Here is a 14,370-nt window from a genome sequence, read left to right on the forward strand (position 1 = left end):
CCAGCATGTGCTGATTTCTTTTGCACATGAAAAGCTAAAAATTAGAAGTTCATTACTTTGTTAACAGCTTCAACAATATCTTTATGGTTTGGTAACCATACGCTCTCAGCTTGAGAGAATGGGAATACTGTATCAGCAGCTGCAACACGTACAACTGGAGCTTCTAAGTTTAAGATTGCACGGTCGTTAATTTCCGCTACAACGTTAGCTGCAATACCAGCTTGTTTTTGTGCTTCTTGAACTACAACTACGCGGCCTGTTTTTTCAACAGAAGCGATGATTGTTTCGATATCTAATGGTTGAACTGTACGTAAGTCAACTACTTCTAAAGAGATACCTTCTTTTTCAAGTTCTTCAGCAGCTTTTAATGCAGCATGAACCATAGCACCGTAAGCGATAACAGATACATCTGTACCTTCACGTTTGATATCAGCTTTACCTAAATCAATTGTGTAATCGCCTTCTGGTACATCTTGACGGAATGAACGGTACAATTTCATATGCTCTAAGTAGATAACTGGATCGTTGTCACGAATCGCAGAGATTAAAAGACCTTTTGCATCGTATGGAGTAGATGGAATAACAACTTTTAGACCAGGTTGTTGAGCCACTAATCCTTCTAAGCTATCAGCATGTAGTTCAGGAGTATGAACACCGCCACCGAATGGAGAACGAATTGTTACTGGAGCAGTCCAACGTCCACCAGAACGGTAACGCATACGAGCTAATTGACCAGAAACTGAATCCATTACTTCATAAATGAAACCGAAGAATTGGATTTCTGGAACTGGACGGAAGCCTTCTAATGCAAGTCCAACTGCAAGTCCACCAATACCAGACTCTGCAAGTGGAGTATCCATTACACGATCTTCACCGAATTCAGCTTGTAAACCTTCAGTAGCACGGAATACACCGCCGTTTACACCAACGTCTTCACCAAACACAAGTACGTTAGGGTCATTTTTCATTTCAACGCGTAAAGCATCAGTGATTGCTTGAATCATTGTCATTTGAGCCATGGCTTACTTCGACTCCTTTTCTTTGTAAATTTCATATTGTTCAGCTAAGTTGTAAGGCATTTTTTCGTACATGATTTCCATTAAATCAGTAACTTTTTGTTTTGGAGCTTGGTCAGCCTTAGCAATTGCTTGTTTGATATCTTCTTTTGCTTCTTCGATTACTTTCTCTTCAACTTCTTGAGACCATAGGCCTTTGTTTTCTAAGAATGCACGGAAGCGTACGATTGGATCTTTTTGTTCCCATTCGTTCTCAATATCTTTTGTACGGTAACGAGTTGGGTCATCACCAGCCATTGTATGTGGACCATAACGGAATGTTAAAGTCTCGATTAAAGTAGGGCCTTCGCCGTTTACTGCACGCTCACGAGCGAAAGCAGTTGCTGCGTATACAGCTAATGGATCCATACCGTCTACTTGAATTCCGTAAATACCTGCTGCTACTGCTTTTTGTGCTACAGTTTTAGCTGCAGATTGCTTTTCTACTGGAGTAGAGATTGCATAACGGTTGTTTTGTACAACGAAGATTGCTGGAGCTTTGAATGCACCCGCAAAGTTCATACCTTCGTAGAAGTCACCTTGTGAAGCACCACCGTCACCAGTGTAAGTAATTGCAACAGATTTTTTACCACGTAGTTTCATACCTAACGCAACACCAGCAGTTTGGATGATTTGCGCACCGATAATGATTTGTGGAGCAAGTGCATTTACATTCTCAGGCATTTGGTTACCCATGAAATGTCCACGAGAGAATAAGAATGCTTGGTATAATGGTAAACCGTGCCATACTAATTGTGGCACATCACGATATCCTGGTAAGATGAAATCTTCTGCTTCAAGTGCGAAATGACTTGCTAATTGAGAAGCCTCTTGTCCAGCTGTTGGTGCGTAGAAACCTAAACGTCCTTGACGGTTTAAAGAAATAGAACGTTGATCTAGTACGCGAGTATACACCATACGGCGCATCAATTCTTTTAATTGATCATCAGATAATTCAGGCATAGCTGCTTCATTCACAACTTCGCCTTTTTCATTTAAAATTTGTAATGTCTCAAATTGAGCTGCGATAGCTTTCATTTGCTCATCAACATTAAATAGGGTCTTTTTTGTTTTAGTACCCATTCCGTTCACCTCTTCCTCTCTTGAACCATATTCTGAAACGCTTTCACTATCTATTAGCTAGACTGAAAACGCAACAATGTAAACCAACAAATTTATCTGTCGGTTGAGAATAATTTTGTGTACCTAACAATCTGTACTAATGTTTTTTCAGAAACATATTAATACAATCTTGATCACGTTTTTTAGTTTACAACTATTCTAATTACGATGTCAATTACTTTGGTTACGTTTTTTTATAAATAATCTGCAGGTTTCTTCTACACAAACGTGTTTTTATTTTTCACATCTGTATTAGTAAGCATTAACCTACTGTTATATTATTCCCTTTTCAACTTATTTTTTCTCTTAGAATAATATGTAAACGATTTAATTCTCTTTAGTTTTTCTCTCTTCTTAGCAAAAATATACAAACTCTTCTTCCTTTTATAGGTAATTACCCATACATTTCTATCCTTCCCTCCATACATTATAGTAACCGCAGTGTTAGCGGGAAATGATAAAGGAGGTCATCTCATGTACGGATACTCATATTGCTATCCAACTTGTTCAAATCCTTCCTACGGTTATGGCGGTTCTTGTGGCGGGTCTGGACGCGGCTTCGCCTTAATCGTTGTGTTGTTTATTCTTTTAATTATCGTTGGTGCTGCTTGCATTCGCTAATGTAAAATGAAACAACTATGGAAAGAAACAGACGGCTTTGCCGTCTTTTCTTTTTATTACATACATAAATATTCTATAGTAGAACGCTTTCCAAAGCGCTTCCCTACTTGTCGATGACTTTTTCCATCTCCTTTGGTAGACTAAAGAAGAAAGGAGAGATTACATATGCTTACAATGAAAGATGTAATTCGCGAAGGAGATCCTATTTTGCGAAACGTTGCAGAAGAGGTTTCAATGCCGGCGAGCGAAGAAGATACAACTACCCTTAAAGAAATGATTGAATTTGTAATAAATAGCCAAGATCCTGAAATGGCTGAAAAATATAGTTTACGCCCTGGAATCGGATTAGCAGCTCCACAAATCGGTATTTCAAAGAAAATGATTGCGGTTCATGTAACTGATACGGACGGTACGTTATATAGTCATGCATTATTCAACCCAAAAATCATTAGTCATTCTGTTGAACGTACATATTTACAAAGCGGGGAAGGCTGTCTATCAGTAGACCGCGAAGTACCTGGTTATGTCCCTCGTTACACAAGAATTACAGTGAAAGCAACATCTATCAACGGCGAAGAAGTAAAATTACGTTTAAAAGGTTTACCAGCAATCGTATTTCAGCATGAGATTGACCATTTAAATGGTGTTATGTTCTATGACCACATTAATAAAGAAAATCCATTTGCTGCTCCTGATGATTCAAAACCTCTAGAGCGATAATAAAAAAGGCGGAAGTTAATCTTCCGCCTTTTTTATATGAAATGGGTTCCATATTCACTTATAGCAATCCAGCCCATTTTAAGCCATGATATATGCCGTCTTCACTAACATCCTTTGTCACATAATTTGCAAGTTTTTTCAAGTCTTCGTGACCATTCCCCATCACAATACCTGTCCCAACTGCTTCGATCATTTCTAAATCATTTAAGCCATCTCCAAATGCATACACTTGTTCACGGTTAAATCCTAATTTTTCAATGAATTTCTCAATTCCTTTTGCCTTCGAACCACCATTTGGAATAATATCCATTGAATACGCATGCCAGCGAATGAAATGAAAGTCTGGATACTGATTAATAAACTTTTCCTCTTCATTCACTTCACAGAAAAGCAGAGTTTGATAAATATTACGCTTCTCATAAAAATCAGGTTCATATGCCGGATGTTCAAAGTTTAAGCTTCCAAAACCTTCTTTCACATAATCATGATATTCTACTGATGCTCTCATTTCTTGATGATCCAGATATACAAGTGGATATCCTTCTTGTTTTGCAAACTGAGTAAACTTATGTAAGGCAGCTGGATGTAACGGGTTATTAAATATTACCTCATCTTCAAATACAACGTACTGTCCATTAAAGCTAACATAATTATGTATATTGAGTTCCTCACGTATATCCTCAAACATAAATGGCGCACGTCCTGTTGCAATTGCTACATGCACACCTTTCTCTTGTAAATGTCTTACTGCATCTCGTGTAGATTGCGGAATCTTCTTATCGTGATCTAATAATGTTCCGTCAATATCAAAAAAGACAATTTTATCATTCATTTGTCAAAATCCTTTCTGTTACTCTATATTCCTATTTTGATTATCGCTTTTCAAATTCTAAAAAAAAGTATAACATATTAAACATCTGTGAAGAAAGCGTTCACTTTCTGACCTTATTTATGAAACCTGCATATATATATTAGTAAAAAATGTGGATACTTGTTCGTATGAATTTTCTTTTCTATTCTTTCTCATACTATACCTATAACTAACGGCTACTAATCGTTACTATAGAATAACTTTCCCTGTATGAGAAAGGACAAGATTCAACATTCACTTTTGTCTTCTTTCTTAGTATCAGAGACGGAGTTTTCACTAGTAATATGCATGTTTTAAATAAGGAAAGGAAGGAGTAATCATGCTGAAGAAGCTGAAGAAAAAGCTCAAGCGTTATTTAAAAGATCTAGTCCGTAAAAAGACAATCGCTTAAATTGTGCCCATTTCGGGCTTTTTCTTCATTCTCATTCGAAAAAACATGAAAATCGTGACTGTTTGCTTTATAATAAGTAACAGATAATGCAAAACATAGACAAGGAGAGGTTTTCCAAATGATTTTTAAAGTATTTTATCAAGTAAAATTGACTGAGGTTCCAGTACGTGAAAATACAAAAGTTTTATATTTAGAGGCTACGTCTGAAAAGGATGTTCGTAAGAAATTAAATAAGTTCGCATATAATATCGAGTTCGTTCAGTCTGTTACTGGTGCTCATCTTGAATATGAAAAAGAAAACGCTGATTTAACATTAGCGGAAATCGTATAGTCATATGAAATTTCTAAAGAATGATCAAGCTGCCGTTTTTGCTTTAGGTGGACTTGGTGAAATCGGTAAAAATACATATGCTGTTCAATTTCAAGATGAAATTATTATTATTGATGCTGGAATTAAATTTCCAGAAGACGAACTCCTCGGAATCGATTATGTAATACCAGATTACACTTATTTTGTGCGAAACGAAGATAAAATTAAAGGATTATTCATTACACATGGTCACGAAGATCATATCGGTGGAATTCCTTACTTATTACGTCAAGTAAACATCCCGATTTATGGCGGAAAATTAGCAATTGCACTAATCAAAAACAAATTAGAAGAGCACGGATTACTTCGTAAAGCAAAACTTTATGAAATTCAAGAAGATGATGTTATTAAATTTAAAAAGACATCTGTTTCCTTCTTCCGTACAACTCACAGTATCCCAGATTCATACGGAGTTGTTGTGAAAACACCTCAAGGGCAAGTTGTTCATACTGGCGATTTCAAATTTGATTTCACACCAGTCGGTGAACCAGCGGACTTAACAAAAATGGCTGAAATCGGAAAAGACGGCGTACTTTGTCTCTTATCTGACAGTACAAACAGTGAAGTTCCAAACTTTACAATGTCTGAGCGCCGTGTTGGTGATAGTATTCAAGATATTTTCCGCAAAGTAGAAGGTCGTATTATCTTTGCAACCTTTGCATCTAATATCCATCGTCTACAACAAGTTGTTGAAGCGGCTGTTGAAAACAATCGTAAAGTAGCTGTGTTCGGTCGCAGTATGGAAGCGGCGATTGAAATCGGACAAAACCTTGGTTATATTCGCTGTCCGAAGGATACATTTATAGATACAGCTCAACTAAACCGCCTACCGGCTAATAAAGTTGTTATTTTATGTACAGGTAGTCAAGGTGAGCCAATGGCAGCACTTTCACGTATTGCTAATGGTACTCATCGTCAAATTCAAATCATTCCTGGCGACACAGTTGTTTTCTCTTCTTCACCAATCCCTGGTAATACAATTAGTGTAAGCCGTACAATTAACATGTTGTATCGTGCTGGTGCTGATGTAATCCACGGAAAACTGTCAAACATTCATACGAGTGGACACGGTGGACAAGAAGAACAAAAACTAATGCTTCGTCTAATTAAACCGAAGTATTTCATGCCAATTCATGGTGAATACCGCATGCAACGTATGCATATGAAGTTAGCAAACGATTGTGGTATTCCAGAAGAAAACTGTTTCATCATGGATAATGGAGATGTTCTTGCTCTTCGTTCTGATGAAGCAAGCGTAGCTGGTAAAATACCATCTGGATCTGTCTATATTGACGGAAATGGTATTGGAGATATCGGTAATATTGTATTACGCGATCGTCGTATTCTTTCTGAAGAAGGACTTGTTATTGTAGTTGTAAGCATTGATATGAAAGAGTTTAAAGTTGCAGCAGGACCTGATATTATCTCACGTGGTTTCGTGTATATGCGCGAAAGTAGTGATTTAATTAATGATGCTCAAACATTAATTACAACTCATTTAGAAAAAGTAATGGAGCGTAAAACAACACAATGGTCTGAAATTAAAAATGAAATTACAGACACATTAGCACCATTCCTATATGAGAAAACGAAACGTCGCCCAATGATTTTACCAATCATTATGGAAATATAAGAAAAAGGACAATACCTTCATGGTATTGTCCTTTTCTCTTATCTTAAAAAGTGTTTAAAACGATCTACTTCATCGTCATGACCAATTACAATTAATATATCTCCCGCTTGAATATTTTCCGTAGCTCGAGGAGATACAATAACTTCTTTACCACGTTTAATCGCTACAATATTCAATCCAAACTTCGCACGAATATCTAATTCGATTAAAGAATGACCATCAATTTTTTTATTTGCAATAATCTCTACAATACTATGCTCATCTGAAAGCTCAAGATAGTCTAATACATTACTTGATGCAATATTATTAGCAATCCTTTTTCCCATATCACGCTCGGGGTGCACAATGTGATCTGCCCCTATTTTACTTAACACTTTTTCATGGTAATCATTTTGAGCTTTTACAGTAATATTTTTTACACCTAACTCTTTTAAAATTAATGTTGTTAAAATACTTGAATTTAAATTATCTCCAATAGCAACGACTACATGATCAAAATTACGAATACCAAGACTTTTTAATACCATCTCATCTGTTGAATCTGCAATTACAGCATGTGAAGCTATATTTGCAAACTCATTAATTTTATCCTCATCTGAATCAATTGCCATTACTTCCATACCTAATTGAGCGAGTTCTCGGCAAATGCTTCCACCAAAACGTCCAAGCCCAATGACAGCAAATTCTTTCTCTTTTTCACCCACAGGAATTCCTCCAATAACATCGAATACTATGTATTTTTATTGTAACATACTTTAGATTTGCTACAAAAACCTGTATATCATTCTTATTTTTGTTTTTGCATATAAAAATACTGTTGTAAATAAAATGCGATACTGAAAATCAACATACCAAATACAAATATATTTCCAAATGAACTAAATGTTTCAAAAACGAATAATAACGTTTCTTGTCCGAAGAAAGCAAATAATAGTTGTGTAAATGCGAATAGCAATGCCAATATATAATGATGTTGATGGAATAAATAATGTGTTGCACCTAAAAAAGCGATAAACGAAATAATGAAAATCCACCAATTTTCTAAAAACAGTTGCCAATTAGTAAATTGATATCCATTTACTAATATCGCAATAATTCCTATAACAGCCATCGTTGGCACACTCCAAAATAATGCTCGCCCTCTAAAGAAGCGCGTTCCTTTAACATCACCTTTTTCATGTGCAATGTATGTGAGTACTACCGTACTTATGTACAAAACTGAAAGAATTGTTAAAACGATAATAAGCCAAAAATGTAATTGATAATACTCATGCTCTATGTTTGTCACGATAGCCGCTAACATACACGGGATTAACATTCCAGTCCAACCATCTACTTTTCTTTCATTCCAAAACACTGTGTTACCAATCCGTATCCCTAACAACATAAAAATAATGATACCTAGTACAAATAATGTCGTTTTATTCCCTACTAAACTCGTCGAGAAAGCAATTAATCCAATAAATAAAAAGAGCACAAACCCATTCATAATTTCTAATACAGGTGATAAATATCTTTTCACCCATTTATATGTTTCGTCATATTCGTGATTATCTACTAAACGGTAGGCATAAAAACTTATCCCAAAATACACCGCCGCAATAATAACATACGCATATAAGACGAAACACAACATTGCACTGCTAATTTGCACGTAATTCCCCACCCTTTTTTCTATGTTTCACCTTGATTTTACACACTTTCTACACGAAATGTAAACATATATAAGCTAGTTAACTAATCATCTTCTCAATAAGCGATAATGAATAATGAGCAGCGGCTCAAAACCGCTGCTCATTACTTTATCCATTTGTATGCCAATGTGTATCCAAAACAAATATGAAAGATGTTTTCGTCTTGGAACTAACAAGTACCCGCTGTAAGTTTTTGCAAAGTTGGCGAGCGAGTTTACTTTCTAGTTCCTTTCCACTTTACATATTGATCTAAAAATGCGATAGCTTTCTCAATAACCTCTTCATCTGGTTTTAATTTCGCATGGTGTAAACCATATTCTGAATTTACCCCAAGCCAAAACATAAATCCAGGAATCTCTTGAAGCATATAACCAAAATCTTCCCCTGTCATTGCCTCAGTACATGTAATTACCTTCATATCAGTTTGTTCACTTACAAACTGCATAAACTCTCTCGTTAATACTTCATGGTTATATACTTGATGATACATCGCTCCATAGTCAATAACAGCTTCACATTGGAAGGAAGCTTCTATACCTGCAACAATTGCCTCAATCCTACTTTTAACACGCCTCATTGATTCCACTGATAACGTTCGGATCGTTCCTTCTAACCGAGACTTTTCTGCTATGATATTTTGAACTGTACCACCTGTTATTTTTCCGATTGTAATCACTGCACTATCAAGAGGATTCACATTACGACTAATAACAGATTGAAGTTGTGTAACAAGGTGACTTGCTGCTACAATCATATCATTTGCAGTATGCGGGTAGGCTGCATGTCCACCTTTCCCTTTCAAATCAACATATAACTCTGATGTATTTGCAAATAATAGCCCCTCTTTTGTGGCAATTGTTCCTACAGCGTATTCAGGTGCAATATGAAGACCAAGAATTATATTCGGCTTCCATTCTTTTAACTCTTCACTCTCTAACATAGGAAGAGCCCCTCCTGGTCCTTCTTCAGCTGGTTGGAATAGAAACACAAGGTCATCATCTATTCTTTCTGTTACAGCTACTGTTAGAAGGCCTAAACCGATTGTTGTATGCAAATCATGTCCACATGCATGCATCATTCCTTCATGAATAGAAGCAAACTCATATCCAGTTTCTTCGGTAATTGGTAAACCGTCTATATCTGCGCGATAACCGATAATTTTTTCTGGATTTTTTCCATTTACTTTAACAATGACACCTGTTTTCCATACTTTCACTTCCACATATTCATTCGAAAGCGTTCCTATGTAATCTAAAATATACTGTTGTGTTTTCCACTCTTTAAATCCAATTTCCGGTATTTTGTGTAAGTCTCTACGAATTTGAACGAATTTGCTTACTGCCATTTTTGCACCTCTATCTATAAAAAGCGCAAGAGCCTGTTATGCTCTTACGCTTTTTTTGTGTTTATTTCTCTGGGTTTAATTGACGAAGCTCTTGTTTAATTTCAGTTTTTGCTTTTGTCTTCTCATCAATCTCTTTAATTACACGTGCTGGAGTACCGGCAACAACTGTATATGGAGGTACATCTTCTGTTACAACAGCTCCTGCTGCTACAACTGCACCCTTACCTACTGTAACTCCCTCTAACACAACTACGTTTGCACCAATTACAACATCATCTTCAACGATAACTGGTTTTGCTGAAGGCGGCTCAATAACACCTGCAAGTACTGCACCTGCACCTACGTGACAGTTCTTACCAACAGTTGCACGTCCACCAAGTACCGCGTTCATGTCAATCATAGTACCTTCACCGATTACAGCACCGATATTAATTGTTGCATTCATCATAATAACAGCGTTGTCGCCGATTTCAACGTGATCACGAATAATCGCGCCTGGCTCAATACGAGCTTTAATACCTTTTAAATCAAGCATTGGAATTGCAGAATTACGACGGTCATTTTCAACAACGTAATCAACGATGTGCTTGCTATTTCCATCAAGAATTGTCTTAATTTCAGACCATTCTCCAAATAATACACCAGACTTTTTATTTACAAATGCTTGTACCGTTTCAGGGAATGTTACTTCTTTTAAATCCCCTTTTATGTATACCTTTACAGGAGTTTTCTTTTCACTTTTTTGAATAAACGAAATAATTTCGTTAGCGTCCATCATTTTCATTCTTGTTGCCTCCTAAATCCATTTATAATGTTACTCTACCAAACGATAGAGCGAGTAGCAAGATAATAATCCTATTTTTCCATTTGAATTTCTTCTATAATTTCTAAAAATGCCCTTACTTGCTTCAATTGTCTGGCCGATTCACTCGTCAATAACCATGTTTCTCTCGTTAATTGAACAGGTGTTTTATACATATTTTCCTGTACTTCTTTTAAAACAGTAGAAGGTAAAAGAGCATAACCTATACCATTTAAAACGAGCTGTTTGCAAGTCTCAATTTGATCAACCACAATTGTTCTCTTAGGTGGATTAGAAAATAAACCATACCACCAATTTTGTATTTGTCCATAATAATTCGAATCACTTTTAAATTGAATAAATGGTCTATTTGTTTCTTTTAACATTGTAATATCTTTTATTTCTTTATCCACTAAATAAAGTTCATCTTCAAATAATTGTTGCTTCTGACCTTTATATTCTTGTGTTCCTCTCAATATAGCAACATGAACGTCCCCTTCATAAAATTGCTTTTGCACTTCACTACTCCAGCCAGTAAACAGCGATATTTTCACAGAAGGGTATTTATGTACAAACTTCTTCAAAACAGGAGGAAGCCAATATTGACCAATAACTGATGCAACAGCTATTTTTAACGTTCCGTGAGTTTCTGTTCTAAAAACAGCTAGCTCACTTTTAATATCCTCTTCCTTTTGTAGCATTTCTTTTGCATAATTTGCGACTTTTTCCCCTTCAGGTGTAATTGTCAATCCTTTTTGTGAGCGAATAAAAAACTTCATTCCCCATTGTTTCTCCATAGATTGTAATCGTTGACTAAGCGCAGGTTGTGAAACAAATAAACGTTCCGCCGCTTTTCTCATATTTGATTCCTGAGCTAACACAACCATCATTTGAAAATCATCAATTTGCAACTTTCTCCCTCTTTCCTTAGCTTCCATACACCTTATCTCAATAAGCTTTTCATCCTTAATTTAACTATATACTCTTATATTTTTTATCTTTTTAAATATAATACATACACAACTGATATGCACGAAAAAAAGTGACTTCTCCGCTTCTATGAAGTCACTTTTCTCACATTATCGATTATGTTGCCTTACTTTTTTATTCAACAATTTTAAAATAGCCCGACGTGTTAAAATCCCCTCAAAATACCCATCTTCATTGACAGCGCAAATAAAAGGATGATCAATTGTCATTTCTAAAGCTTTTGCAAACGAATCTTCTAACTTAAGAACCGGAATGTCTTCCTTCATCACCTGTTCTACTTTCATTTCGTCAAGTCTTTCAAACTCAATACGTTCCAGCCCTAACATACCGTCTAAAATCATGGCAGTACTAATTAACCCATGCAATTTATACATCGGGTCCAAAACAGGTATCGCCGAATATCCAGATTTCACAAGAACGAGTAAAGCATGCTCTAAACCATTCCCCATTTGGACATGTGCTACTTTTTCTGATGAAATCATTAAATCTTTCACAAAAATTTGTTGAAACTCGTCTTTCGGAATACTAATCATGTTACATCCCCCCATTTTCCCTTTTTCCTACTTTTAATCACCGATTCTATTCATATTTTATGACAGCGTTTTCATATTATTATTTTGTCCCTACTTTATTTCAATAAAAACAAAATTACACAGCTATTTTAGCATACAACACAAAAAAAAGACTACCATTCCGGTAGCGCTTAATACCCCTTATTTTTTAATCTGTAAAATAACCTTGTGATTTTTTTATATTGCGTCACATCTGTCTGTTTTAAACCATTCTCAATATCTGTAATTTCCACAGATAAAATTTCACTCGCATAATTTTGCTGAAATAGAATATCTAGTAACAAACTCTCTTCTTCTTCTGTTAAAACAAATTCCCTTTTCATATACCCCTCTCCTTATACTCGCATCGTTACTCTTATTATATATAATTTTCAACCTATTTAATAGATGTAATATTCAGTTTTTAGTGGGGGATATATAAAAATTGTTTTTTATTTCGTATATCGATTTGCATAACTAAACGCCGCATAAGCATCTGGCTTAATTTTTGCTGTTAATCCCATCGCTTGAATTTTCGCTGTCATATCTAGAATAAATTCTTTTGTTAAACCATCATTTCCGATATCCAAGTGAATTTCCATTATAAATCCAGCTCCCTCTTGAGCATATGGATGCAATAAATCCCATATTGTTTGTATATGGTTCGGAGTAAATAGGCATGCAATTTCTTGGCTAAACTGCGTTTCTAAATATATTTTCTCACGTAAAGTTGCTGGCTTATCTTTTACTGATTTATGGTGTAAACACCCCCAGGCACCTTTTCCAACGCGATGAATATGAATTGCCGTAATAAACCTCGTATCCTTTTGATGTGCTTGTGAGTCTGTCCCAATGGATAAGCGATATAAATTTCGTGGATCCTTTTCAATGAAACTGCAAATACGGCTAAAGACCATATCAAAATTTAAATGTCTCTCTGAAACATTATAAAATGTATGTTCACCGGCCACATAGTCACGTCCTTTCAATTAGACAGACTTTTCGTATTCTCATTGTATGGGACAAAAATAAAAATTATAACTTCCTACCCTTTATTCGTTTCAATATTTCGAATTACATAATGGCAAACTTGGCACGTATAAATTACATTTTGATTCGATTGAGCCGTTAATACATGAATAATCTCAGCAGAATTGTGGCATTTAGGACAAACCACAACTGGTAAACGTTCCATACAACACACCTCCTCGTTATTTTTATCCCGCTATTTGCTACCCGTAAACACCCAATTGGTGATGGCTAATAATCAGTATAGGACGAAGAAGCCCTACTGATTACAATTTCACTTTATTACCATTGTAGGAAAAATGAAAAATCCCTATACCTATATGCTAAAAAGTAATAGAACTAAAAAAGGTGTTGCCATATGGCAACACCTTTTTTATATGTATCAAGAAATGATATCGTAAATCTCAATTGCAACCATATCGATATTATCGAATTGATACACTTGAGGTTTTTCACCTTGTTGATACACTTCTAACTCATACATTTCACTTTTATCGAAAAATTTCACGCTACATTTGCGCTCACCGTTCACTTCAAAATAGCGTTGTGCTACTTCACCGCTTTCAGCTTGTTCTTGTAGACTAACAAGTCGAGTTAAAATTCCTTGGAGTAGAGACATGAAATCTCTCCTTTCTCTGATCTTCCTACCAATAGGTTTTACAGCTATACTCATTCTATCCGTCATAACAGAAAAAATGTTCCACAGTCTAGGATAAAGGTTATTGGCCAGAAACTCAACTAAAAATTTGTCGAAATGCGAAGGAAAAAACAGAAAGAACATCTTTTCCCTTCTTTATTGCGATTTTTATACTGGAAGAATATAATAAAAAACAGAAAAAAGGAGGAATTACAATGAAAAAAATTGAGGTTTACACACAACCTGATTGTCCGCCATGTGTCATTGTGAAAGAATTTTTAAAGCATAATAACGTTGTATATGAAGAGTTTGACGTAAAAAAAGACGCTGCTGCACGCAATCGTCTTTTATACGACTATGATTCGTATTCAACTCCAACAGTTGTAATTGATGGAGAAGTTGTTGCTGGTTTTCAAATTGAAAAATTACAACAGCTACTCAATATTGAATAAGAATAGGTAAAGACCTATTCTTATTTTTATCCCACTATTTGTGGGCAGTAATAGCCCGATTGGTGCGAGCTATTAATCAGTGAGAGA

Annotated in this window: 18 protein-coding genes; 5 read left to right on the forward strand and 13 right to left on the reverse strand. The window is 35.6% G+C overall.

The window, feature by feature from the left end; translation table 11 throughout:
* Positions 1-41: 41 nt before the first annotated feature.
* Entirely contained in the window at positions 42-1,019 is a 978-nt protein-coding gene (pdhB, locus tag ILS93_RS07620; protein WP_000068162.1) for a pyruvate dehydrogenase complex E1 component subunit beta, read from the reverse strand.
* Positions 1,020-1,022: 3 nt separating this feature from the next.
* Complete coding sequence (gene pdhA / locus ILS93_RS07625) at positions 1,023-2,138, reverse strand: pyruvate dehydrogenase E1 component subunit alpha (RefSeq protein ID WP_000536893.1); 1,116 nt, start codon at positions 2,136-2,138, stop codon at positions 1,023-1,025.
* A gap of 513 nt (positions 2,139-2,651) precedes the next feature.
* Between pdhA and ILS93_RS07630 the strand changes: the two genes are divergently transcribed.
* Positions 2,652-2,798, forward strand: coding sequence for a YjcZ family sporulation protein (locus ILS93_RS07630; RefSeq protein WP_000274561.1), 147 nt, complete (start codon positions 2,652-2,654; stop codon positions 2,796-2,798).
* Between the two features lie 165 nt (positions 2,799-2,963).
* Positions 2,964-3,518: a peptide deformylase gene (gene def, locus ILS93_RS07635; RefSeq protein ID WP_016086516.1), complete on the forward strand. Its 555-nt coding sequence runs from the start codon at positions 2,964-2,966 to the stop codon at positions 3,516-3,518.
* A gap of 58 nt (positions 3,519-3,576) precedes the next feature.
* On the opposite strand, the gene ILS93_RS07640 is transcribed toward def, so the two are convergent.
* Complete coding sequence (locus ILS93_RS07640; protein ID WP_064474942.1) at positions 3,577-4,350, reverse strand: Cof-type HAD-IIB family hydrolase; 774 nt, start codon at positions 4,348-4,350, stop codon at positions 3,577-3,579.
* A 548-nt stretch (positions 4,351-4,898) separates the two neighbouring features.
* Here ILS93_RS07640 and ILS93_RS07645 point away from each other — a divergent pair.
* A complete protein-coding gene (locus ILS93_RS07645) occupies positions 4,899-5,111 on the forward strand; it encodes a DNA-dependent RNA polymerase subunit epsilon (RefSeq protein WP_000576445.1) in 213 nt (70 codons plus the stop codon).
* A 4-nt stretch (positions 5,112-5,115) separates the two neighbouring features.
* A complete protein-coding gene (gene rnjA, locus ILS93_RS07650; RefSeq protein ID WP_000670370.1) occupies positions 5,116-6,783 on the forward strand; it encodes a ribonuclease J1 in 1,668 nt (555 codons plus the stop codon).
* 38 nt (positions 6,784-6,821) lie between these two features.
* Here the strand turns inward: rnjA and ILS93_RS07655 are convergent, their stop codons facing one another.
* From ILS93_RS07655 to ILS93_RS07700, 10 genes are all read right to left on the reverse strand, one after another.
* The gene (locus tag ILS93_RS07655; RefSeq protein ID WP_000504032.1) at positions 6,822-7,487 is read right to left on the reverse strand and encodes a potassium channel family protein; all 666 of its coding nucleotides are present in this window, start codon (positions 7,485-7,487) and stop codon (positions 6,822-6,824) included.
* An 83-nt stretch (positions 7,488-7,570) separates the two neighbouring features.
* The gene (locus ILS93_RS07660; protein WP_046956446.1) at positions 7,571-8,437 is read right to left on the reverse strand and encodes a hypothetical protein; all 867 of its coding nucleotides are present in this window, start codon (positions 8,435-8,437) and stop codon (positions 7,571-7,573) included.
* Positions 8,438-8,691: 254 nt separating this feature from the next.
* Positions 8,692-9,822: an N-acetyldiaminopimelate deacetylase gene (locus ILS93_RS07665; protein WP_222660279.1), complete on the reverse strand. Its 1,131-nt coding sequence runs from the start codon at positions 9,820-9,822 to the stop codon at positions 8,692-8,694.
* Positions 9,823-9,883: 61 nt separating this feature from the next.
* On the reverse strand, positions 9,884-10,606 hold the full coding sequence (gene dapD / locus ILS93_RS07670; protein WP_064474940.1) for a 2,3,4,5-tetrahydropyridine-2,6-dicarboxylate N-acetyltransferase: 723 nt from the start codon (positions 10,604-10,606) through the stop codon (positions 9,884-9,886).
* 71 nt (positions 10,607-10,677) lie between these two features.
* A complete protein-coding gene (locus ILS93_RS07675; RefSeq protein ID WP_222660281.1) occupies positions 10,678-11,562 on the reverse strand; it encodes a transcriptional regulator CcpC in 885 nt (294 codons plus the stop codon).
* A gap of 141 nt (positions 11,563-11,703) precedes the next feature.
* On the reverse strand, positions 11,704-12,147 hold the full coding sequence (cbpB, locus tag ILS93_RS07680) for a cyclic-di-AMP-binding protein CbpB (RefSeq protein WP_000623572.1): 444 nt from the start codon (positions 12,145-12,147) through the stop codon (positions 11,704-11,706).
* 170 nt (positions 12,148-12,317) lie between these two features.
* The gene (abbA, locus tag ILS93_RS07685; protein WP_000817795.1) at positions 12,318-12,509 is read right to left on the reverse strand and encodes an antirepressor AbbA; all 192 of its coding nucleotides are present in this window, start codon (positions 12,507-12,509) and stop codon (positions 12,318-12,320) included.
* A 108-nt stretch (positions 12,510-12,617) separates the two neighbouring features.
* Positions 12,618-13,136: a ribonuclease H-like YkuK family protein gene (locus ILS93_RS07690; RefSeq protein WP_000896655.1), complete on the reverse strand. Its 519-nt coding sequence runs from the start codon at positions 13,134-13,136 to the stop codon at positions 12,618-12,620.
* 74 nt (positions 13,137-13,210) lie between these two features.
* Entirely contained in the window at positions 13,211-13,360 is a 150-nt protein-coding gene (locus tag ILS93_RS07695) for a hypothetical protein (RefSeq protein WP_064474939.1), read from the reverse strand.
* A gap of 216 nt (positions 13,361-13,576) precedes the next feature.
* Positions 13,577-13,813, reverse strand: coding sequence for a YkuJ family protein (locus tag ILS93_RS07700; RefSeq protein ID WP_000055151.1), 237 nt, complete (start codon positions 13,811-13,813; stop codon positions 13,577-13,579).
* Between the two features lie 233 nt (positions 13,814-14,046).
* Here ILS93_RS07700 and ILS93_RS07705 point away from each other — a divergent pair, with 233 nt between their 5' ends.
* Complete coding sequence (locus ILS93_RS07705; protein ID WP_000717880.1) at positions 14,047-14,283, forward strand: glutaredoxin family protein; 237 nt, start codon at positions 14,047-14,049, stop codon at positions 14,281-14,283.
* The last annotated feature ends 87 nt before the right edge of the window (positions 14,284-14,370 follow it).

Source organism: Bacillus sp. 16GRE42 (genome assembly GCF_019837435.1).
Lineage (GTDB): Bacteria > Bacillota > Bacilli > Bacillales > Bacillaceae_G > Bacillus_A > Bacillus_A wiedmannii.

Excerpts from the sequence above, each read along its gene's own strand:
- pdhB (WP_000068162.1), bottom strand. The coding sequence starts at position 1,019 with ATGGCTCAAATGACAATGATTCAAGCAATCACTGATGCTTTACGCGTT.
- pdhA (WP_000536893.1), bottom strand. The coding sequence starts at position 2,138 with ATGGGTACTAAAACAAAAAAGACCCTATTTAATGTTGATGAGCAAATG.
- ILS93_RS07630 (WP_000274561.1), top strand. The coding sequence starts at position 2,652 with ATGTACGGATACTCATATTGCTATCCAACTTGTTCAAATCCTTCCTAC.
- def (WP_016086516.1), top strand. The coding sequence starts at position 2,964 with ATGCTTACAATGAAAGATGTAATTCGCGAAGGAGATCCTATTTTGCGA.
- ILS93_RS07640 (WP_064474942.1), bottom strand. The coding sequence starts at position 4,350 with ATGAATGATAAAATTGTCTTTTTTGATATTGACGGAACATTATTAGAT.
- ILS93_RS07645 (WP_000576445.1), top strand. The coding sequence starts at position 4,899 with ATGATTTTTAAAGTATTTTATCAAGTAAAATTGACTGAGGTTCCAGTA.
- rnjA (WP_000670370.1), top strand. The coding sequence starts at position 5,116 with ATGAAATTTCTAAAGAATGATCAAGCTGCCGTTTTTGCTTTAGGTGGA.
- ILS93_RS07665 (WP_222660279.1), bottom strand. The coding sequence starts at position 9,822 with ATGGCAGTAAGCAAATTCGTTCAAATTCGTAGAGACTTACACAAAATA.
- dapD (WP_064474940.1), bottom strand. The coding sequence starts at position 10,606 with ATGAAAATGATGGACGCTAACGAAATTATTTCGTTTATTCAAAAAAGT.
- ILS93_RS07675 (WP_222660281.1), bottom strand. The coding sequence starts at position 11,562 with ATGGAAGCTAAGGAAAGAGGGAGAAAGTTGCAAATTGATGATTTTCAA.
- cbpB (WP_000623572.1), bottom strand. The coding sequence starts at position 12,147 with ATGATTAGTATTCCGAAAGACGAGTTTCAACAAATTTTTGTGAAAGAT.
- abbA (WP_000817795.1), bottom strand. The coding sequence starts at position 12,509 with ATGAAAAGGGAATTTGTTTTAACAGAAGAAGAAGAGAGTTTGTTACTA.
- ILS93_RS07695 (WP_064474939.1), bottom strand. The coding sequence starts at position 13,360 with ATGGAACGTTTACCAGTTGTGGTTTGTCCTAAATGCCACAATTCTGCT.
- ILS93_RS07700 (WP_000055151.1), bottom strand. The coding sequence starts at position 13,813 with ATGTCTCTACTCCAAGGAATTTTAACTCGACTTGTTAGTCTACAAGAA.
- ILS93_RS07705 (WP_000717880.1), top strand. The coding sequence starts at position 14,047 with ATGAAAAAAATTGAGGTTTACACACAACCTGATTGTCCGCCATGTGTC.